20 protein-coding genes are annotated in these 18848 nt (G+C 62.8%); 6 read left to right on the top strand and 14 right to left on the bottom strand.

All coding sequences use genetic code 11. The features are described 5' to 3' along the window. The first annotated feature begins 16 nt into the window (after positions 1 to 16). Positions 17 to 685, top strand: a complete 669-nt coding sequence (gene elbB / locus Q1W70_RS11250; protein ID WP_166589234.1) for an isoprenoid biosynthesis glyoxalase ElbB — start codon at positions 17 to 19, stop codon at positions 683 to 685. Between the two features lie 51 nt (positions 686 to 736). Here elbB and Q1W70_RS11245 read toward each other — a convergent pair whose 3' ends face one another. The 5 genes from Q1W70_RS11245 to Q1W70_RS11225 all read right to left on the bottom strand — a co-directional run bounded on the left by Q1W70_RS11245 (position 737) and on the right by Q1W70_RS11225 (position 6606). Continuing rightward, on the bottom strand, positions 737 to 1192 hold the full coding sequence (locus Q1W70_RS11245) for a YaiI/YqxD family protein (RefSeq protein ID WP_095164772.1): 456 nt from the start codon (positions 1190 to 1192) through the stop codon (positions 737 to 739). A gap of 136 nt (positions 1193 to 1328) precedes the next feature. Beyond that, positions 1329 to 3227, bottom strand: a complete 1899-nt coding sequence (locus tag Q1W70_RS11240) for a cytochrome c/FTR1 family iron permease (protein WP_166589235.1) — start codon at positions 3225 to 3227, stop codon at positions 1329 to 1331. A gap of 147 nt (positions 3228 to 3374) precedes the next feature. Beyond that, positions 3375 to 4007 (bottom strand): LysE family transporter, encoded by a 633-nt coding sequence (locus Q1W70_RS11235; RefSeq protein WP_166589236.1) that lies wholly within the window; start codon positions 4005 to 4007, stop codon positions 3375 to 3377. A 107-nt stretch (positions 4008 to 4114) separates the two neighbouring features. Continuing rightward, entirely contained in the window at positions 4115 to 4696 is a 582-nt protein-coding gene (locus Q1W70_RS11230; RefSeq protein WP_265536947.1) for a mechanosensitive ion channel family protein, read from the bottom strand. Continuing rightward, a complete protein-coding gene (locus Q1W70_RS11225; RefSeq protein ID WP_302098827.1) occupies positions 4696 to 6606 on the bottom strand; it encodes an ATP-binding cassette domain-containing protein in 1911 nt (636 codons plus the stop codon). Before Q1W70_RS11225 ends, Q1W70_RS11230 begins: the two co-directional genes overlap by 1 nt. A 50-nt stretch (positions 6607 to 6656) precedes the next feature. Between Q1W70_RS11225 and Q1W70_RS11220 the strand changes: the two genes are divergently transcribed. Continuing rightward, positions 6657 to 7121 (top strand): TIGR02444 family protein, encoded by a 465-nt coding sequence (locus Q1W70_RS11220; RefSeq protein WP_302098826.1) that lies wholly within the window; start codon positions 6657 to 6659, stop codon positions 7119 to 7121. Here the strand turns inward: Q1W70_RS11220 and Q1W70_RS11215 are convergent. After that, on the bottom strand, positions 7118 to 8128 hold the full coding sequence (locus Q1W70_RS11215) for an AlgP family protein (protein ID WP_302098825.1): 1011 nt from the start codon (positions 8126 to 8128) through the stop codon (positions 7118 to 7120). The genes Q1W70_RS11220 and Q1W70_RS11215 overlap by 4 nt on opposite strands. Before the next feature lie 192 nt (positions 8129 to 8320). Between Q1W70_RS11215 and Q1W70_RS11210 the strand changes: the two genes are divergently transcribed. Next, positions 8321 to 8986, top strand: coding sequence for an FKBP-type peptidyl-prolyl cis-trans isomerase (locus Q1W70_RS11210; RefSeq protein WP_265536949.1), 666 nt, complete (start codon positions 8321 to 8323; stop codon positions 8984 to 8986). A 66-nt stretch (positions 8987 to 9052) separates the two neighbouring features. On the opposite strand, the gene rsd is transcribed toward Q1W70_RS11210, so the two are convergent. The 7 genes from rsd to Q1W70_RS11175 all read right to left on the bottom strand — a co-directional run bounded on the left by rsd (position 9053) and on the right by Q1W70_RS11175 (position 15449). After that, entirely contained in the window at positions 9053 to 9511 is a 459-nt protein-coding gene (rsd, locus tag Q1W70_RS11205; RefSeq protein ID WP_166589241.1) for a sigma D regulator, read from the bottom strand. Between the two features lie 177 nt (positions 9512 to 9688). Then, on the bottom strand, positions 9689 to 10240 hold the full coding sequence (locus Q1W70_RS11200; RefSeq protein ID WP_182342830.1) for a disulfide bond formation protein B: 552 nt from the start codon (positions 10238 to 10240) through the stop codon (positions 9689 to 9691). A 231-nt stretch (positions 10241 to 10471) separates the two neighbouring features. After that, positions 10472 to 11710: a heme biosynthesis protein HemY gene (locus Q1W70_RS11195; protein WP_185818439.1), complete on the bottom strand. Its 1239-nt coding sequence runs from the start codon at positions 11708 to 11710 to the stop codon at positions 10472 to 10474. Then, the gene (locus Q1W70_RS11190; protein WP_166589244.1) at positions 11707 to 12846 is read right to left on the bottom strand and encodes a uroporphyrinogen-III C-methyltransferase; all 1140 of its coding nucleotides are present in this window, start codon (positions 12844 to 12846) and stop codon (positions 11707 to 11709) included. Before Q1W70_RS11190 ends, Q1W70_RS11195 begins: the two co-directional genes overlap by 4 nt. Positions 12847 to 12862: 16 nt before the next feature. Then, entirely contained in the window at positions 12863 to 13627 is a 765-nt protein-coding gene (locus Q1W70_RS11185; RefSeq protein WP_166589245.1) for a uroporphyrinogen-III synthase, read from the bottom strand. Continuing rightward, positions 13624 to 14565: a hydroxymethylbilane synthase gene (gene hemC / locus Q1W70_RS11180; protein WP_302098824.1), complete on the bottom strand. Its 942-nt coding sequence runs from the start codon at positions 14563 to 14565 to the stop codon at positions 13624 to 13626. Before hemC ends, Q1W70_RS11185 begins: the two co-directional genes overlap by 4 nt. A 137-nt stretch (positions 14566 to 14702) precedes the next feature. Beyond that, positions 14703 to 15449, bottom strand: coding sequence for a LytR/AlgR family response regulator transcription factor (locus tag Q1W70_RS11175; protein ID WP_166589247.1), 747 nt, complete (start codon positions 15447 to 15449; stop codon positions 14703 to 14705). Positions 15450 to 15919: 470 nt separating this feature from the next. On the opposite strand from Q1W70_RS11175, the gene argH reads away from it, so the two are divergent. Beyond that, entirely contained in the window at positions 15920 to 17314 is a 1395-nt protein-coding gene (argH, locus tag Q1W70_RS11165) for an argininosuccinate lyase (RefSeq protein ID WP_166589248.1), read from the top strand. Between the two features lie 48 nt (positions 17315 to 17362). Here argH and Q1W70_RS11160 read toward each other — a convergent pair whose 3' ends face one another. Further along, entirely contained in the window at positions 17363 to 18022 is a 660-nt protein-coding gene (locus Q1W70_RS11160; protein ID WP_166589249.1) for a glutathione S-transferase family protein, read from the bottom strand. A 125-nt stretch (positions 18023 to 18147) separates the two neighbouring features. Between Q1W70_RS11160 and Q1W70_RS11155 the strand changes: the two genes are divergently transcribed. Together Q1W70_RS11155 and Q1W70_RS11150 are read left to right on the top strand one after the other, a co-directional pair. After that, positions 18148 to 18447, top strand: coding sequence for a hypothetical protein (locus Q1W70_RS11155; protein ID WP_166589250.1), 300 nt, complete (start codon positions 18148 to 18150; stop codon positions 18445 to 18447). A 107-nt stretch (positions 18448 to 18554) separates the two neighbouring features. Further along, positions 18555 to 18800: a TIGR02647 family protein gene (locus Q1W70_RS11150; protein WP_007942381.1), complete on the top strand. Its 246-nt coding sequence runs from the start codon at positions 18555 to 18557 to the stop codon at positions 18798 to 18800. Positions 18801 to 18848 lie beyond the last annotated feature (48 nt).

The following is an 18848-nucleotide window of genomic DNA, read 5'->3' as shown; positions in this document are numbered from 1 at the left end:
ACCTGGAGAAGAACCCATGAGCAAAAAAGTTGCAGTGATACTTTCCGGCTGTGGCGTCTATGACGGCGCCGAGATCCACGAAAGCGTGATTACCCTGCTGCGCCTGGACCAGCGCGGCGCACAAGTGCAGTGCTTCGCCCCGAACATCACCCAGTTGCATGTGATCAACCACCTGAGCGGCGAAGAAATGCCCGAGTCGCGCAATGTGCTGGTGGAGTCGGCCCGCATCGCCCGCGGCCAGGTCAAGGACCTGCGTGACGCCAACGCCGAGGACTTCGACGCGCTGATCGTTCCCGGGGGCTTCGGTGCCGCCAAGAACCTCTCCAACTTTGCTCTCGAAGGCGCGGGTTGCAGCCTGCAGCCGGAAGTCCTGGCCCTGGCCGAAGCCTTTGCCGAAGCCGGCAAGCCCGTGGGCCTGATCTGTATTTCCCCAGCGCTGGCGGCGAAGATCTACGGCCCCGGCGTCACCTGCACCATTGGCAACGACGCCGATACCGCCGCCGCGCTGACCAAAATGGGCGCCACCCATACCGACTGCGCCGTCACCGACATCGTCGAAGACAAGGCACGCAAACTGGTGAGCACCCCGGCCTACATGCTGGCGCAGTCGATCAGCGAAGTGGCTTCAGGCATCAACAAGCTGGTGGACCGGGTGCTCGAACTGACCCACGAAAACGACGCCTGACCTGCCCCGCAGGCGCTGGCTGGCCAGCGCAGAGGGCCTGGGTGGCAACGCTCAGGCCTGGCGGCTGAGCCGGGTCAGGATACGGTCCAGTGCATTGGCAAACGCCTGTTTTTCCCGTTCGCCGAACGGCGCCGGACCGCCACTCATCTGCCCCTGCTCACGCAAGTCGGTGAACAGGTTGCGCACCGCCAGGCGGTCGCCCATGTTCTGCGCATCGAACTCCTTGCCACGCGGGTCCAACGCGGCAACGCCCTTTTTCACCAGGCGGTCGGCCAGCGGCACATCGCTGCAGATCACCAACTCGCCAGGTACGGCGTGCTCAACCAGGTAGTCGTCCGCCGCATCCGGGCCACTGGGCACCACGATCAACTTGACCAGTGCCAGGCCCGGCTTGGTCTGCGGCTGCCCCGCCACCAGCAGCACCTCGAACTGACGCTTGAGGGCAAACTTCACTACCAGATCCTTCGCCGCCCTGGGGCAGGCGTCGGCATCGATCCAGACACGCATCGTGTTTTCCTCTGTTAAAAGCATCGCGGGCAGTCGAATCGTCGCCCCGCTGCCCCCACAAGGTTAACGCTAAATTTGTGGGAGCGGCGGTGCGACGATTCGACTTGCCCGCGATTGTGAGCGAAGCGAATGCTGGTTACGAAACCATCATTCGCCGCTTCTCGGCCATACGACTGCGGCTGTACAGCACGGCAATCGCCAGGATCGCCACCGCCTGGGCGCCGAGCGAGTAAGCGTCAGCGTGAATCCCCAGCCAATCGAAGTCGAAGAATGGCACCGGACGCGTGCCAAAGATCCCGGCCTCCTGCAAGGCTTTCACGCCATGCCCGGCAAACACCACCGACAAGGCGCACAGCAGGCCGGCATTGATGCCGAAGAACAGCGCCAGAGGCAGCTTTGCCGAGCCGCGCAAAATCACCCAGGCCAGGCCAATCAACAGCACCAGCGCGGTTGCACCGCCCGCCAGCACCGCGTTATGCCCGGCCGGACCGGCTTGCAGCCACAGGGTTTCGTAGAACAGGATCACTTCGAACAGCTCGCGGTACACCGAGAAAAACGCCAGGATCGCAAAACCGAAACGCCCGCCTCCGCCCACCAGGCTGCTCTTGATGTAATCCTGCCAGGCCGCCGCATGGCGACGGTCGTGCATCCAGACCCCCAGCCACAGCACCATGACGCTGGCAAACAGCGCGGTCGCCCCTTCGAGCAATTCGCGCTGGGCACCACTGACATCGATCACATAGGCGGCCAACGCCCAGGTGGCAAGGCCAGCCAACAAGGCCAGGCCCCAGCCGACGTTGACGCTGCGCACCGCCGATTGCTGGCCTGTGTTACGCAGGAACGCCAGGATCGCCGCCAGCACCAGGATTGCTTCCAGACCCTCGCGCAACAGGATCAACAGGCCGGAGAGGTAACTCAGCGACCAGCTCAAGCCATCACTGCCCAGCCGGCTGGCGGACTCCTTGAGCTTGGCTTTGGCGGTGTCCAGGCGCTGCTGGGCCTGCTCCACCGGCAAGCCGTCCTGCAGTGACTGACGGTAGGCCATCAGCGACTTTTCGGTGTCTTTGCGCACAGTGGCGTCGACGTTATCCAGGGAGCTCTCGACCAGTTCGAACCCTTCCAGGTAGGCCGCCACCGACAGGTCGTAGGCCTGGTCGTGGTCGCCGGCACGGTAGGCGGCGATGCTCTTGTCCAGGGTCGCGGCGGTGTAGTCGAGCAACTGCCCCGGGCCACGCTTGACTTGCGGAGGCTGGGCCCGTTGCGCGCGAAAGGTGGCCGCCGCTTCAGGACCGTTGGCTGCCAGCACTTCGGCTGGAGTCTGGCGCGCCAGATCCGCCAGGTTGTAGGTCTGTTGGTTTTTCACCGCCGCCGGGTCGACGCTGAAACTGGCGATGTAAGTCGCCAGGTCCCAGCGCTGACGCTCGTCCAGCTGATCGGCGAACGACGGCATGTCGGTGCCTTCGATGCCCTGCCCAAGGGTGCTGTAGATCGCGTAGAGGCTCAGACGGTCCTGGCGCGACCTGTCCCGCAGGTTCGCGGGCGCAGGCTCCAGGCCGACCCCTGCGGGGCCATCGCCAGCACCATTGGCGCCGTGGCACACCGAGCAATGCTGGGCGTACAACGGCGCACCGCGCACGGGGTCAGGGGTAATGATCGGCGCCTGGCTGACCTCGTAGGCCACTGCCAGCTTCGCACCCAGTTGCCGCGCCTGGCGGGCGACACTGGCACCGTCCTGGCGCTCGGCGACCGCCTTGTTCAGTGCCAGCACGCCCTGCTCCAGCTCCGCCTTCTGCGGCTTGGCCGGCAGCGCGGCGATAGAGGCTTGCAGCGCTCGCAGGAACTCAAGCTGCTCCTGGTACTCGGCGCTATCAATCACCTTGCCTGCCTCGACCGTCGCCGGGTAGTCGGCGCCAATGTAGTCAAGTACATGCAGGGCTTGGGGAGCACCGTCCACGGTGTCGGCCAGCAGATTGAAGCTGCACAGCGTTAACCACGGGAGCACCAGCCAGGCCAGAAAACGGGACGGGGCAGTCATGAATGAATCTCAATTGGAAATACGAAGTTACACATTGTTCACTTCGAATGAGTTTCATTCAAGCTTTGTCGTGCTGTGTGCGATTTTATCCCGCGCAGAAATGAAAAAGGCGACCCCTCGGGGTCGCCTTGCCAGGTGGCGGAAGGCCTACACCACGGCTTTACGCAGGGTCGCCATAAACGCTGCGGCACCGATGAACAAACCGGCAAAGGTACGGTTCATGCGCTTCTGTTGTTTAGGCGTACGCAGCAGGCGCAGCACCTTGGACGCGAGGCCGGTGTAGCCGGCCATCACCACCAGGTCAACGCAGATCATCGTCGCACCCAGGATCAGGTACTGCGCCACGAGCGGGGCGTGCGGGTCGATGAACTGTGGCAGTACCGCCAGCATGAACACCAGCGCCTTGGGGTTGCTGATGTTGACCAGGAAACCGCGAAACACCAGCGCCAGGGGCTTGCCGATCGGGCGGACTGCCGCCTCATCGTTCAGGTCGCTGGGCAGCGCTTGCCATTGCTTGACGGCGAGAAACACCAGGTAGGCCACACCAAACCATTTGATCGCATAAAACGCAGTGGCTGAGGTCGCCAGGATCGCCCCGACCCCGGCCGCGACGATCGCGATCTGCAAGGCCAGGCCCAGTTGCAGGCCCAGGGCATTCCAGTAACCGCGCCAGAACCCGTAGCGCAAACCGCTGGACATCGACGCGATAGCGCCAGCGCCCGGAGAAAGACTGATTACCCAGCACGCGGCAAAAAACGCCAGCCATGTTTCTAGCACCATCGCACACCTCGACTCAAACGCTTGTCAGGCGTCTAAGCTAATGCGCCAGCCGGTGAATGACTATCGATTTTTTGTAGAAAGTGGCCGCTGCCGACCAGCGTGTCCGGCTATTTTTCAAAGCCGCTGGAAGGCAGTACGTCGCTACCGCGCCAGCGGCGCACCGAGCGCTGGAAGAACAGGCTGTTGGGCACTTGCACCATGGCGCTGCCGGTGCCCAGTTCCTCGGCCTCGATCAACGTGGTGTACAGCAAGTTGATCGCCACCACCCGCCCCTTGACGCCGGGCTTGTCCGTGGTATCCACCAGTTCGACCACATCACCCAGGCGAAACGGCCCGACGGTGAAGATCAGGATCGCGCACAGCAGGTTCGACAGCACACTCCAAATGGCGAAGAACGCCACCGCGGCGACCGCGACAAACCCGGACAGCGCGGTCCACAGCACCGTGGCGGAAACCCCCAGCCGTTCGAGGACAAAGATCAACGCACTGCCCATGATCAGCCAGCGCAGGCCGCCGCGCAGCGGCATCAGCAACTGCGGCGGAAACGGGTAGCGCTCACCCAGACGGGTCAGGCCCTTCGCCACGAAGCGCTGCGTCAGGTAGCCCGCCAACAGGATCAGCAGGATCTGCACGCCGAGCCAGATCGGCTCGACCCACACTGCCGGCAATGGCAGCTTGAAGGCTTCCATCACGACAACGCCTCCAGCTCCGCCTGCATGCCCTCCAGCAGCTCCAGGGCTTCCATCCAGGCCTCTTCGAGCTCGGCTTCACGGACTTTCAATTTGGCCTGTTCGGCCAGCAGGTCACGCAATTCGTTCTTGCGCGCCGGCTCGTAGATGTCGCTGTCGCCCAGACTGGTGTCGACCTTCGCCAGCTTCTCGTGAAGCTTGCCCAGTTCGGCTTCCAGCTTGTCGGCTTCGCGCTTGTGCGGTGCCAGTTGCTGACGCAACGCCGCGGCGGCCTGGCGCTGGGCCTTCTTGTCGGTCTTGTCCGGGTTGACCGGGGTGTTGCTCACCGGCGCGTTGCGCTGGCGATACTCGACCAGCCAGCGGGCGTAGTCTTCCAGGTCGCCGTCGAACTCCTCGACCTTGCCATCGGCCACCAGGAAAAAGTTGTCGGTGGTGCTTTTGAGCAGGTGACGGTCGTGGGAGACCACCAGTACCGCGCCACTGAATTCCTGCAGGGCCATGGTCAGCGCCAGGCGCATTTCCAGGTCCAGGTGGTTGGTGGGTTCGTCGAGCAGCAGCAGGTTCGGCCGCTCCCAGGCGATCAAGGCCAGCGCCAGGCGAGCCTTTTCACCGCCGGAGAAGTTCAGCACCGGCTCGTCGATCCGTGCACCACGGAAGTCGAAGCCGCCGAGGAAGTCGCGCAGGGTCTGCTCACGCTCGGTCGGCGCCAGGCGTTGCAAGTGCAGCAACGGGCTGGCCTTGGCATCCAGCGAGTCCAGTTGGTGCTGAGCAAAGTAACCCACCACCGTGTTCTCGCCACGGGTCAGGCGGCCCGCCAGGGGATCGAGCTCACCGGCAAGGTTTTTGATCAGGGTCGACTTGCCGGCACCGTTGGGGCCGAGCAGGCCGATCCGGGCGCCGGGGGTCAGTTGCAGCTTGACCTTCTCCAGGATGGTCTTGTCGCCATACCCCAGGCGGGCGTCGGACAGGTCGATCAGCGGGCTGGAGATTTTTGTCGATTCGCGGAACACGAAGTCGAACGGCGAATCGACGTGGGCCGCGGACAACTCTTCCATCCGCTCCAGCGCCTTGATCCGGCTCTGGGCCTGACGGGCCTTGGTGGCCTGGGCCTTGAAACGGGCGATGTAGCTTTCCATGTGCGCCCGTTGCGCCTGCTGCTTCTCGTAGGCCTGTTGCTGCTGGGCCAGACGCTCGGCACGGGCCCGTTCGAACGCGGTGTAGCCACCGCGGTACAGGGTGATCTTGCGCTGGTCGACGTGGGCCACGTGATCGACCACTGCATCGAGGAAGTCACGGTCGTGGGAAATCAGCAGCAGAGTGCCGGGGTAGCTCTTGAGCCACTCTTCGAGCCAGATGATGGCGTCGAGGTCCAAGTGGTTGGTCGGCTCATCGAGCAGCAACAGGTCCGATGGACACATCAATGCCTGCGCCAGGTTCAGACGCATCCGCCAGCCACCGGAGAAATCTCCGACCTGACGGTCCATCTGCTCGTTGGTGAACCCCAGCCCGGCGAGCAATTTGCGCGCACGGGCGTCGGCGGTATAGCCATCGGCGCTGTCGAGCTCCGAATGCAGGCGCGCCAGGGCGGCACCATCATGGGCCGCTTCGGCTGTCGCAAGGTCGCGTTGGACCTCGCGCAGACGCAGGTCGCCATCGAGCACGTAGTCGACCGCCAGGCGTTCGAGTGTCTCGATTTCCTGGCGCATGTGGGCGATACGCCAATCGGCCGGCAGGAAGCAGTCACCCGAGTCCGGGTGCAGTTCACCCCGGATCAAGGCGAACAGGCTCGATTTGCCGGCGCCGTTGGCACCGATGAGGCCGGCTTTGTGGCCGGCGTGCAGGGTCAGCTCGGCGTCTTCTAGCAGACGTTGCGGGCCACGCTGTAAAGTCAGGTTCTGAAGTCGAATCATAATGGCGGCGGAGTCTACCAGCTTCGCTCGCAACTAGCGCGAGTAGCACTATGCCCTCTGACCTATGGAGCTTTTCCCTCGACACCTATGCACGGCCAGGCGTGGAAGACGCGTGCCTGCGATTGCAAGGCGCCGGGGCCAACGTCTGCCTGCTGCTCTGCGCAGCCTGGCTCGGTGCGCGGGGTGTTGCCTGTAGCCAACAGCGCCTGCAAGCCCTTTCGCAAGTCGCCTTGCCCTGGTCCCGCGACGTGGTGGAGCCCCTTCGGCAATTGCGCACGTTGTGGAAGCCCGCCGCCGGCGCGGACCCACAGCTCGCGACTCTGCGCACGCAGGTCAAGGCACTGGAGCTTGCAGCCGAGCGGCAACTATTGGAGCGTCTGGAAAGTTCGGCACAGGACTGGCCGGTCGCTCAAGCGATCGACTTGACCGCGTGGCTGGAAGGTTTGGCGACGGACGCCGCCAACCTTGATCGCGACGCGCTGCAGCAGCTGCGCGTCGCGTTGACCTCGGCTTAGGAAGCGCTGGTCGGGGTGGTGGTGCTGTTGGTGGCGGCTGGCGCGGTGCTGGTCACTGCGGCCGGTGCTGGTGCAGCAGCTGGTGCAGGGGTCGCAGGCTTGGCAGCCACGGCAGCGGGGGCCGGTTTGGCAGCAGCCGGTTTCGCGGCGACCGGTTTTTTCACCGCAGGTTTGGCGACGGGTTTGGCCGCTGCTGGCTTGGCGGCAGGTTTCGCAACGCTGGCTGCCGCGGGTTTTGCTGCAGGTTTGGCAGGTGCCTTGGCAGCTGGTTTAGCAGCCGGCTTGGCAGCAGGTTTAGCGGCAACCGGTTTGGCGGCTGGCTTGACGGCCGGTTTGGCGGCTGCGGTTTTCGCTACTGGCTTGGCAGCCGGTTTGGCGGCGGCTGGTTTGGCTACTGGCTTGGCAGCTGGTTTGGCCACTGGCTTGGCTGCTGGTTTGGCGGCTGCGGTTTTAGCCACTGGCTTGGCCACTGGCTTGGCCGCTGGTTTGGCCGCTGCAGTTTTAGCCGGGGCCTTGGCTGCAGGCTTGGCTGCTGCAGTTTTAGTCGCAGCCTTGGTCGCTGCCGGTTTGGCCGCAGGTTTTTTTGCCGCAGGTGCTGGCTTGGCCGAACGCTGGGTCAGGACCTTGCCAACGGCCTCTTTCACCCGGCCCACACCCTGGGCCAGTTTCAGGCTTTCCTGGGCATCGCGCTTGAGATTGAGGATGTAGTTGCGCGTCTCGGATTGACGGTCCTTGAGCGCGTCGAGCAGGTCTTCAAGTTCCTTGACCGCACCCTTGGCCTTGGCCTGTGCCTTGGCTTTGCCGGCCGCCGCAGCGTCCTGCAATTTGGTGCGCGACTTGTGCAGTTTTTCCTGAGCTTTTCCGCGTTGCTTTTCCAGCTTGGCGAGCAGTTTTTCAGCATCAGCCAAGGCTTGCGAACAAGCAGTTTCCAAATGTTCGAGCAGGCTGCCCGAAAGCTGTTGGAGTAAGTGCAACGGAGTATTTACAGGCTTCTTATTGGCCGACATGGTTTACCTCCTGGCTGACGTGAGTGCGGCTCATACTAGACCTCTGCTGCTACCGCCGCTAGGTCATGTTGACAGTATCGATTGCCTTGGGTTGCACGGAACAGAAAATGTTCCGCCTGCACCACAAAGCAGTTCACCGTCCGACGTATTCTCACTGGCATAATCCTGAGCATTCCACGCTGGAGAGTGCTCATGTCGCGTCTGCTTTTTTTACCCCTGTGCCTGATCTTTTCAATGGCTCAGGCTGCTGAAAAAAAACCCGGAAATGAGGCTCATGATCTCGCCTACAGTCTCGGCGCGAGCCTGGGTGAACGCCTGCGCCAGGAGGCTCCCGACCTGCAGATCCAGGCCTTGGTCGAAGGGTTGCAACAGGCCTATCAAGGCAAGCCGCTGGCGCTGGACGACCAGCAGATCGAGCGAATCCTGGCCGAGCACGAAGCACGAATGAGCGAGCAGCCGGGCGTACCGCAAAGTGAAGTTGCCCTGCAAGCCGAGCAGCGTTTTCTGGCCAGCGAAAAGGCCCGACCGGGAGTACGCGAACTGGCGGACGGCATTCTGCTGACCGAGCAAGTTGCCGGTAACGGCGTCAAGGCCGGCCCCCACGGCAAGGTCCAGGTTCGCTACGTTGGCAAGCTACCCGACGGCACGGTGTTCGATCAGAGCGAGCAGCCACAATGGTTCAGTCTCGACAGTGTGATCCGTGGTTGGCACACGGCTCTGCAGCAGATGCCGGTGGGCGCGAAATGGCGTTTGGTGATTCCTTCGGCACAAGCCTATGGTGCCGACGGCGCCGCAGATCTGATCGCTCCGTTTACACCCTTGGTATTTGAAGTGGAGCTGCTGGGCGCCTCCGGCTGATCAATCCGCGAAAACGAAAAACGGCGCGCCATGCGCACCGTTTTCAGATTGCCAACCGATCAAGACTCAGGCTTGTGCCGGAGCCTCTTCCTTGTGGGCGGTATGCAGCACTTCGATCAGGCAGTCTTCCAGTTCGAAGCGCTCGTGGAGCAAGCCCCCCAACTCCTTGAACTTCTCGGCAACACACTTGCCGGCATCACACAGATCGTTGAACGCCAGCAGCTTTTCAGTGATGACGTCGATGCGTGGGTAGAGGGTTTCAGCCAACTCCAGCCCGCGTTTGTCGCCAAACGCCTTGGCCTCGCCGGTGAGCTGTTCGTAGATTTCGAAGTGGCCGGCAGAGACGTAGTCGACCAGGATTGCGCAAAACTCCTGCAAGGGCTGTCGATTGTCGCCCAGCGCCTCGGGCTTGGCGCCGAGAGCATCATAGGCCCGAACCAGCTCGTGACGCTCCTGCAACCAGCGATCGATCAGCAGGTGCACTCCACCCCAGCGTTCCTGAGCATTCTGACAACTTTCGAGCATGGTGATCTCTCTTCCCTTTTGGGTAATGCCACCCGCGCTGGCCGCAAGACTTGAGGATCAAGGTTCGGCCAGGCAAGGCACCATCGAGCAACATGAATCCAATGACACGTGCGGGCCAGATTATGCTCGCACGCCAACTGCTTCAAGGTACGCAGGAGATAAAGTTCATACAAGTGTTTAATCCGTTGTCCAGCTCGGGTGCGACGACTCGCCGCTGGACGGTCGCTGACGGGCATACCAGACCAGTCGCAGGGTTTGGTAGGCGGCGAGAATCAGCACAGCGACAAAAAACATCAGGCTCCACTCAGCGATGCTCAGGTCGAACAGCGACCAGGAAATATGCGCACAATCGACAGTGCCATCGAACATTCGCCTGAGCAGGCACAACAGCGGAGTGTCGGAAGAATAGGCCAGGGCTTCGGGCGAACAGGCCACCAATTGCTCGACCGGGTCACTCTGCAACAGCACCTGGCGCCACGCAATGGCCGTGCCCGCACCGGCACAGGCAAGCCCCGCCAGCCAGTACAGGACGCTGCCCAGGCGACGGGGGCCGTGCAATGCAGCGCTCATGCAGACCAGCGTGAACAGCAGCAGGCAGACCCGTTGCAGCATGCAAAGGCCACAAGGCTCGAGCCCGATGGCGTACTCCAGATAATACGAAGCGCCCAAGGCCATGGCACCAGCAAGGAACGCCATGAAGAACAAGGAGCGTGAGCAGGCCAAAGGCATGGCATATCCGTAGAAGAAGGGACAGGCCATTACGGTAGAGGAAAGCGCTGAGGCCTTTCAAGGCGGGGCTGCGCGGAGACTTCGACAAGTACGTAGGGAAACGCCGACAAATGTGAAAGGACCCCGTGTAGCCCACTGTAAGACTGCGCCTACAGCGTGAGGATCAACACGTAGCCCGGCCTTCGTGACGCGGCAGGTCCGCCCTTCTGGACGGCCCTGCCTGATCCCATCCTACACTCGAACGGGAACCGGTAACGGTGAAGCCAGCAGGCGCTCATCCAGCAGCCCAAGCCCTTCCTGGAAGAGTTGATTGCTGCGGTCGGTATCACCCAGTTGTGCCAGCAGCCGCGCCAGCTCGGCACAGGCTTCCGGATTGCGCTGCAAGCGCAGGCTGCTTTCCAGATAGTCCCGCGCCTTGCCCCACAGGCTGGTCTGCAGGCACAAGCGGCCGAGGGTCAGCAACAGGCTTGGGTCGTTGGGGTGCTGCTTCAGCCAGCCCTCGGCGGTCTGCAACTGGCGCGCCGGATCGCTGCCGCGCAGCAACCCGTACAGGCGCGCCAGGTGGCTGTCGTATTGACGCTTGAGGGCGGCCCGCAGGACCTCTTCAGCCTCGACCTCGGCGCCCAGCTGACGCAACTGCTCGGCATAGGCCAGCACCAGTTGTGGCTCCTGGCGCTGGGCCGAAGTCAGCTGTTGCCAGGCGCGATTGAGCGATTGCAGGCCCACGGTCCCACCCTCGTCCTGGCGCGCTGCCAGGGTCAGGTTTTCCCCCCAGGCCCGACGTTCCAGCTCAGCCAGCTCACTGGCCGGCAAAGCCTTGTCCTTGCGCAGCTCGGGCAACAGGCGGATCACCGAGGACCAGTCGCCCCGTTGCTGATACAGACGCTGCAACTGGCGCAACACTTGAACACTGTGGGGATGACGTTCGTGCATGGCCAGCAGCGTGGACAGGGCGCCGTCGGTATCGCCACGGTCGGTCTGCAGTTGCGCATGGCTCAAGGCAATCGCCAGCTCGGCCTGGGGCTGACGCTCCAGGGCACGCTCCAGCAGGTTGTCGCTTTCTTCATAGCGCCCCTGCTCATTGGCTGCCCGGGCAGCGCCCAGGTAGTAGAGCAGCGGCTGGCGCTCGGCCTCGGCAGCGCGTTGCAGGTGGCGCTGGGCGCTGGCCCAGCGGCCTTCGGCGAGGTCCAGCTGACCGTGCTCGATCGCCACCTGGACCCGCCGGCTGCGGTTGCGGTTCGACCAGGGATTGACCACACCACTGGAGACCGCCACCAACTCGACCAGGGCCTTGACTCCCCACAGCACCAGCCAGATCAGCGCAACCAGCAGCAAGGTCGCCCACAGGCTCGACTCATAACGGAAGGTCTTGTAGGCGATCAGTACGTACCCAGAGTGCTGGGCAATCGCCAGCCCCAACGCACCAGCGGCGGCGATCACCAGGAACACAATCACATAGAGACGTTTCATGGACTGGTCTCCGGCGTCGAGCCCTCGACGGCCTTGGCCGCAGGCTTGACCGACTCCTCGGCATTCACGTTACGCCGCTCCAGATAACCCTGGACCGCGCTCAAGGTGGTCGCCAGGTCAGGGGTCATTACCGTGACCGGCTGCTTGCTCAGTTCGTTGAGCTGCTCAAGCATCACCTGGCTTTGCGGGTTGTCCTGATTGAAACTGCCTTTGAGCACATCCCGCGCCTCGGTCAGCGCCTGGCTGTAGACCGGTGCCTGACCGTTAAGCGCGGCCCATTGCGCCTGCTCGATCGCCAGGCTCAAGGCCAGGCGGACCTGGGTCAGGCTCTGGCCGGCGAGCAACGGACGGATGTTTTTGTCGGCATTGAAATCGATGCGGATGTAGCGCGATATCTGGTCCCACCATTGCGCCCAGCGACTGGCCCCGTCGCCATCGGCGGTCAGGCCCAGCAGCGAGTCGCCGCGGTCGTGGTACTCGGGCGCCAGCTCGGTGAGTTCGGTGACCTGGTCACGCAAGGCGCCCAGCTTCAGGAACAACCCGGTGCGGTCCGGCTGCTCGGTGCTGCGCAACGCTGCCAGGCTCTTGGCGAGCTGCTCGCGGGCGGCAAAGGCACCCGGGTCATTCTGCTCACGGAGAATTTCGTCAGCACCCTGGACCAATGCCCGGGCGCTGCTGATGTCTTGCAGAGCGGAGAGGCGCAGGCTGGCCAGGCGCAGCAGATGTTCGGCCTCAGCCAAACGCCAATCCTTGCGGCTGGCCCCTAGCACGGTTTCCAGGCGCTGGTTCAAGCGCTGCTGGTCGCCCTGCAACTGGGCGACCAGGCGCTGTCGGGCGTCCAGCTCGTCGGCACCCGGCAATTGCTCCAGGCGTGCCGTCAGGCGTTGCTCATTGAGCTTGAGGCCTTGCGCCTGGTCGCTCAGCGCCTGCATTTGCGCCATTTGTTGCTGGGTGTTGGCCTGCAGGCTGCGCATCTGCCAGACGCCCCAGCCGCCAACGGCCACGCCCGCGGCGCCCACCAACAACGCCAGAATCGCCAGTCCGTTACCCCGGCGTGGCTCTGGGCTGTTCACAGTTTCAACCGGCGCATCGAGCGCGGGCTGGACGTCATCTTTAGGCAAGGCTGTTTCGCTCACGTATCCATCCTTTGCATTAGAGAACGGGTCGGGTTGCTCCCAACGCCGTTAGCAAGGCCGTGGCACTGGCACCACGACAATCCACAACTGTTCGGGCGCCCGCTGCCCGTGCCATTTCGGCGACACGCGGGCTCGGCACAAACAAGGGCAACTGCGCCAACGCCGGCCAGGCATCACCGGCCATTTGGTGCAGGTGCGCAAAACCCTGTCCACTGCTGACCACCAGGCCGTTCAAGCGTTCCGCTCGAATCAGTTCCGGCAAGGTCGCCTCGGCGTACTGCGGCAAGTCGCGACGATACACCTCCAAGTAATCGACACTAGCACCTTGCTCGCGCAAACGCTCAGCCAGCAGCTCACGCCCACCCTCACCGCGCAGGATCAACACGCGCCCTGCGGGCCGCGCGATCGCCTCACGCAACTGCCTGACCTGCAGCAACGCTTCGCTGTCATCGCCTTCCAGCGGAAAGCTGACGTCCAGGCCGTGTGCCTGCAGAACCTGCGCCGTCGCCGCGCCGACGCTGAACCACGACACCCGTGGTAACGGCGACCAGCGTTGCTCGAGCAGGGCCAGGCCCATTCTGGCTGCCGGCTTGCTGACCACTATGACCGCGCAGTAACGGTCGAAACCGTCGATCACCGCACGCATTGTGTCAGTCAATGCCAAGGGAGCCATTTCCAAAAGCGGCAAGCTGCTGCTGAAAATCCCCTGTTCGGCCAGCAAGCTCGCCAGTGCCGCCGAATCCTCAGCCGGACGCGTCAGCAGCAGGCGCCAGCCAGTCACTCGTGACCTGCCTCACCGTAGACCGCCTTCAGAATGTCATCGGCACCCTGGCGCAGAAGGTCTTCGGCTACTTGCACACCCAAGGCCTCGGCAGCGGCGCGTGGCGCACGGGCCTCAGCGCTGAGCAACAAGCCACCGTTCGGATCGCCGACCAGGCCACGCAACCAGAGCTGCTCGCCTTCAAGCACGGCGTAACAGGCGATCGGCACCTGGCAACCACCATTGAGGTGCTTGTTCAGAGCGCGCTCGGCAGTGACCCGGGTGGCGGTGTCTTGGTGATGCAGAGGCGCCAGCAGCGCGTGGATTTCGCTGTCGGCGCTGCGGCATTCAATGCCCACGGCGCCCTGGCCACCGGCCGGCAGGCTGTCGTCGACGCTGATCGAGTCGCTGATGCGGTGTTCGAAGCCCAGGCGAATCAGCCCCGCGGCGGCGAGGATGATCGCGTCGTACTCGCCGGCATCGAGCTTGGCCAGGCGAGTGTTGACGTTGCCACGCAGGAAGCGGATCTGCAGGTCAGGGCGACGGGTCAGCAGTTGAGCCTGGCGACGCAGGCTCGAAGTGCCGACCACACTGCCCGGGGGCAATGCGTCGAGGCTGGCGTAGGTGTTGGAGACAAAGGCATCGCGCGGGTCTTCGCGCTCACAGATGCAGTACAGGCCCAGGCCTTCGGGGAAGTCCATGGGCACGTCTTTCATCGAGTGCACGGCAATATCGGCTTCGTTTTCGAGCAGCGCGGTTTCCAGCTCCTTGACGAACAGGCCCTTGCCTCCGATCTTCGACAGGGGCGAATCAAGCAGCTTGTCGCCGCGACTGACCATGGGCACCAGCGTCACGACCAGGCCGGGATGAGCCTGCTCCAGACGAGCTTTGACGTATTCGGCCTGCCACAAGGCCAGGGCACTTTTGCGGGTAGCGATGCGGATTTCGCGAGGGGACATGGATCAATCCGTACTGAATAGATACGGCGGATAATAACAGCTCAGCCAAATTCGCTTTGACTTGTATCAGAAACAGCGCGGCCTCCCTGGCCTCGCTTGCCCGCGAAAGGGCCGCGCAATCGTTGCACCGCAGCCTTCTACAGCTGTTGCATCATCTTGCGTACACCGGCGACATGGCGCCGGCTGACAATCAGCGCATCGCCGTTGAGACCTTTGAGAAACAGCTGGAAATGTCCCAGTGGCGTGCGTTGCAGGCGCTCGATCCGCTCGCGGGCCACCAGCGCATTGCGGTGGATACGAACAAAACGGTCGCCAAATTCGTCTTCGAGGGCCTTGAGCGGCTCATCCAGCAGCACTTCGCCGCCCTCGTGACGCAAGGTCACGTATTTGTGGTCGGCGATGAAATAGACCACTTGCCCCAGCGGGATCAGTTCGATGCCTTTGCGGGTACGGGCGCTGATATGGCTGCGTGGCCCGCTGCCGCTTTCGGCCGCAGGACGGGTCAGGGCCGCGAGCTGTACCCGGTTGGGTCGCTCGGCCTTTTTCAGGGCGTCGAGCAGTTGCTCCGAACGCACCGGCTTGAGCAGGTAACCCACGGCGCTGGCTTGCAGGGCTTCAGTGGCAAATTCATCCTGGGCTGCGCAGAACACCACCGCGGGTGGGGTTTCACGCTCGCACAAGCGGGCTGCGACTTGCAGCCCATCAAGGCCGGGCATGCGGATATCGAGCAGCACGATGTCGGGTTTCAGGCTGTCGATCAGGGTCAACGCCTCATCGCCATTGGTGGCGCTGGGCTCCAGGACACTGTATCCCTCGAGTTCGCCGACCATACGGCTCAGGCGCTCGCGGGCTAGGGGTTCGTCATCAACGATCAGGACATTCATATTGCGCTGGATTCCTGCGTGAGTCTCGCACAAGGATAGCGTAGACAGGTGAAGTGACATCCGTCACCGCGATCCACGCTAAGACTAGCGCGAGCGCCAAAAAGTGCCGCACGTCGGACAGCAATATTTATCGGTGCCGGTGCAGCCGCGTTCAAAATCAGTCCTGGCCAGGCATCACCGCGGGGAATGTTGGTAGCCAATATGAACACCCCGCTCGTTGGTTTTCGGCCTGGCGTCTGAGCGCTGCGCGCATCGTTCGCGCGGCTCCTAACGTGCAACTGTAGACGCTCGCCGTGCCAAAAGTGGGCAATTGACAAATATCGTTGCGCATTCGTGGCGGCGACCTCTTGAGTATGGCCCCCCATCAGGAAAAAACGTATCGACCAGCGTCACCGACACGATTGGCAACCCTGTTATTATCCGCCGCAGGTTTTTACGCCATCTTCCTTCAGCCGATCACGAGCGAATTCATGAGCACTGACAAGACCAATCAGTCCTGGGGCGGCCGCTTCAGTGAACCCGTCGACGCCTTCGTCGCCCGCTTCACCGCCTCCGTCACTTTCGACCAGCGCCTGTATCGCCACGACATCATGGGCTCCGTCGCCCACGCCACCATGCTGGCCAAGGTGGGCGTGCTGACCGACGCCGAACGCGACAGCATCATCGACGGCCTGCGCACCATCCAGGGTGAAATCGAGGCCGGCACCTTCGACTGGCGCATCGACCTCGAAGACGTGCACATGAACATCGAGGCGCGTCTGACCGACCGCATCGGCGTCACCGGCAAAAAGCTGCACACCGGGCGCAGCCGTAACGACCAGGTGGCGACCGATATTCGCCTGTGGCTACGGGACGAGATCGACCTGATCCTGGCTGAAATCACCCGCCTGCAAAAAGGCCTGCTGGAGCAGGCCGAGCGCGAAGCCGAGACCATCATGCCGGGCTTCACGCACCTGCAGACCGCCCAGCCAGTGACCTTCGGGCATCACTTGCTGGCCTGGTTCGAAATGCTCAGCCGTGACTACGAGCGCCTGGTCGACTGCCGCAAGCGCACCAACCGCATGCCCCTGGGCAGCGCCGCGCTGGCGGGCACCACCTACCCGATCGACCGTGAACTGACCGCACAGTTGCTGGGCTTCGACGCCGTAGGCGGCAACTCGCTGGACAACGTGTCGGATCGCGACTTCGCCATCGAATTCTGCGCCGCCGCAAGCATCGCCATGATGCACTTGTCGCGCTTCTCCGAAGAGCTGGTGCTGTGGACCAGTGCACAGTTCCAGTTCATCGATCTGCCGGACCGCTTCTGCACCGGCAGCTCGATCATGCCGCAAAAGAAAAACCCCGACGTTCCGGAACTGGTGCGCGGCAAGAGCGGCCGGGTGTTCGGCGCGCTGATGGGCCTGTTGACCCTGATGAAAGGCCAGCCCCTGGCCTACAACAAGGACAACCAGGAAGACAAGGAACCGCTGTTCGACGCTGCCGACACCCTGCGCGACTCGCTGCGGGCCTTTGCCGACATGATCCCGGCGATCAAGCCAAAACACGCCATCATGCGTGAAGCGGCCCTGCGTGGCTTCTCCACCGCGACTGACCTCGCCGACTACCTGGTCCGCCGCGGCCTGCCGTTCCGTGACTGCCACGAAATCGTCGGCCACGCCGTGAAGTACGGCGTGGAAAGTGGCAAGGACCTGGCGGAAATGAGCCTGGAAGAACTGCGCAAGTTCAGCGACCAGATCGAGCAGGACGTGTTTGCCGTGCTGACCCTGGAAGGCTCGGTCAATGCCCGTAACCACATTGGCGGCACTGCACCGGCTCAGGTGAAGGCGGCGGTGGTTCGCGGCCAGGCGCTGCTGGCCAGCCGTTAAACGCTGAAAGCTTCGCTGGCGGCCGCTTGCGGCTCGCCAGCGAAAGCTCTACTTCCTTGAGGCGATCATCGCCAAAAATGCAGGCATCCCGGCCTCTTTGTCGGCATTGATACGCTGCGCAATCGGCGTTTCCTGCAAACGCTCCAGCAATGCCCTGGCCGCCGGCAGCTCTGCCAACAGGTCCAGCTCGAACAGTTTTTTACCCACCGCACAGGCCAGGCTGACGCTGTACAGGAAGTACAGATCGGCGATGCTCAGGCTGTCCCCCGCCACGTAGGGGGCAAACTTGCCATGCCGCCCCAGGGACGCAATACCCAGCAGCAACTCGCCCTTGGCTTTTTCCTTGATCGCGTCGGGTACCGACATGCCAAAAAACGCCTCGGCGAAACACGCGCGGGCGGGCAGTTCGATGTACAGCTCGATTTCCTTGGCCAGTGCCAGCACCTGGGCCCGCTCGAACGGTGCCTTGGGCAGCAGCGCAGGGCCAGCCTGGGTGTCTTCAAGGTACTGCAGGATCACACTCGTCTCATTGACAAACCCCTGCTCGACCTCCAACACCGGGACTTTGCCGCGCGGGCTGATCGCCAACGCCTCCGGGCTTTGGCCGGCATAAAAGGCGACCTCCTCGAACGCCAGGCCCTTCTCCAGCAAGGCGTGCTTGACCATGTTGTAGTAATTGCTGACGGAAAAACCATAAAGCTTGAGCATCACAAAGCCTCCAGGCCGTGCAGGGGGTTGGCAGCGACTGTTATAGATCCTCGGGCGCACTCTCGCCAGCAGCATCACGGCGCTGAATGCAGGTAAACTGCTGGCCTTACCTTGAGGAGCCTGCCATGAGCGAGCTGACCCCCGGCACCAATGCGAACGACGACATCGACGACGAAACGTTCGCCGAGAACACCCTGATCGAAGCCATCGAAAACCAGATCGAAAGCGATAACCCGCCTGCGGCCAAAGCCACCTTCAACAAACTGACCCTGGTGGGTTACGAGCGCGAGGAAATCCTCAACCTGATGGCCCACGTGCTGGCGGTGGAAATCGACGCGATCCTCGAAGAAGACCGCGCGTTCGACACCCAGTGGTACGAAGCCGCCCTGCGCGCCCTGCCCGAGCTGCCGCCGGAAAAGAAATAAGAATCACCCCAGCGGGCGAAAAGCCCGCAGCCAACACTGGACAGCTCGCCCGAGTGCGTTCACCTTAGGGGCGCTACAGTCATATTCCTAGAAAGTCTGGAGTCCTTATGTCGCTTACCCCTGAGCTGGTTGCCGAACTGGAAATCCTTGCACTCTTCAACCTGGACAGTTCCCAGGAAGGTTTGAAAATTCATCAGACCGCTGCCCCGAAAGCTATTGCTGCCGCACAACGCCTGTTCGAAAAAGAATTGATCGATCAACCCGACGGCGGTTATCTGACCAGCCTGGGGCGTGACGCCGCGCAGAATGTGCAGACTCTACTGACCATCCTGTCCGTCGAAGAAACCGCATAACGACACCGGTATCGCCCACGGGAACCCCTGTATCGGGATTTCCGCGGG

The sequence above is a fragment of the Pseudomonas kielensis genome, from assembly GCF_030505375.1.
Taxonomy (GTDB): Bacteria; Pseudomonadota; Gammaproteobacteria; order Pseudomonadales; family Pseudomonadaceae; genus Aquipseudomonas; species Aquipseudomonas kielensis.
Note: the sequence above shows the minus strand (reverse complement) of the source record. Positions and strands in the feature narration are given on the sequence as shown.

Coding starts and splice junctions, on each gene's coding strand:
- Q1W70_RS11215 (WP_302098825.1), bottom strand. CDS start 8,128: ATGTCGGCCAATAAGAAGCCTGTAAATACTCCGTTGCACTTACTCCAA.
- Q1W70_RS11235 (WP_166589236.1), bottom strand. CDS start 4,007: ATGGTGCTAGAAACATGGCTGGCGTTTTTTGCCGCGTGCTGGGTAATC.
- Q1W70_RS11245 (WP_095164772.1), bottom strand. CDS start 1,192: ATGCGTGTCTGGATCGATGCCGACGCCTGCCCCAGGGCGGCGAAGGAT.
- Q1W70_RS11240 (WP_166589235.1), bottom strand. CDS start 3,227: ATGACTGCCCCGTCCCGTTTTCTGGCCTGGCTGGTGCTCCCGTGGTTA.
- Q1W70_RS11225 (WP_302098827.1), bottom strand. CDS start 6,606: ATGATTCGACTTCAGAACCTGACTTTACAGCGTGGCCCGCAACGTCTG.
- Q1W70_RS11195 (WP_185818439.1), bottom strand. CDS start 11,710: ATGAAACGTCTCTATGTGATTGTGTTCCTGGTGATCGCCGCCGCTGGT.
- Q1W70_RS11150 (WP_007942381.1), top strand. CDS start 18,555: ATGTCGCTTACCCCTGAGCTGGTTGCCGAACTGGAAATCCTTGCACTC.
- rsd (WP_166589241.1), bottom strand. CDS start 9,511: ATGCTCGAAAGTTGTCAGAATGCTCAGGAACGCTGGGGTGGAGTGCAC.
- Q1W70_RS11155 (WP_166589250.1), top strand. CDS start 18,148: ATGAGCGAGCTGACCCCCGGCACCAATGCGAACGACGACATCGACGAC.
- hemC (WP_302098824.1), bottom strand. CDS start 14,565: ATGTCCCCTCGCGAAATCCGCATCGCTACCCGCAAAAGTGCCCTGGCC.
- Q1W70_RS11200 (WP_182342830.1), bottom strand. CDS start 10,240: ATGCCTTTGGCCTGCTCACGCTCCTTGTTCTTCATGGCGTTCCTTGCT.
- Q1W70_RS11210 (WP_265536949.1), top strand. CDS start 8,321: ATGTCGCGTCTGCTTTTTTTACCCCTGTGCCTGATCTTTTCAATGGCT.
- Q1W70_RS11175 (WP_166589247.1), bottom strand. CDS start 15,449: ATGAATGTCCTGATCGTTGATGACGAACCCCTAGCCCGCGAGCGCCTG.
- Q1W70_RS11160 (WP_166589249.1), bottom strand. CDS start 18,022: ATGCTCAAGCTTTATGGTTTTTCCGTCAGCAATTACTACAACATGGTC.
- Q1W70_RS11230 (WP_265536947.1), bottom strand. CDS start 4,696: ATGGAAGCCTTCAAGCTGCCATTGCCGGCAGTGTGGGTCGAGCCGATC.
- elbB (WP_166589234.1), top strand. CDS start 17: ATGAGCAAAAAAGTTGCAGTGATACTTTCCGGCTGTGGCGTCTATGAC.
- argH (WP_166589248.1), top strand. CDS start 15,920: ATGAGCACTGACAAGACCAATCAGTCCTGGGGCGGCCGCTTCAGTGAA.
- Q1W70_RS11220 (WP_302098826.1), top strand. CDS start 6,657: ATGCCCTCTGACCTATGGAGCTTTTCCCTCGACACCTATGCACGGCCA.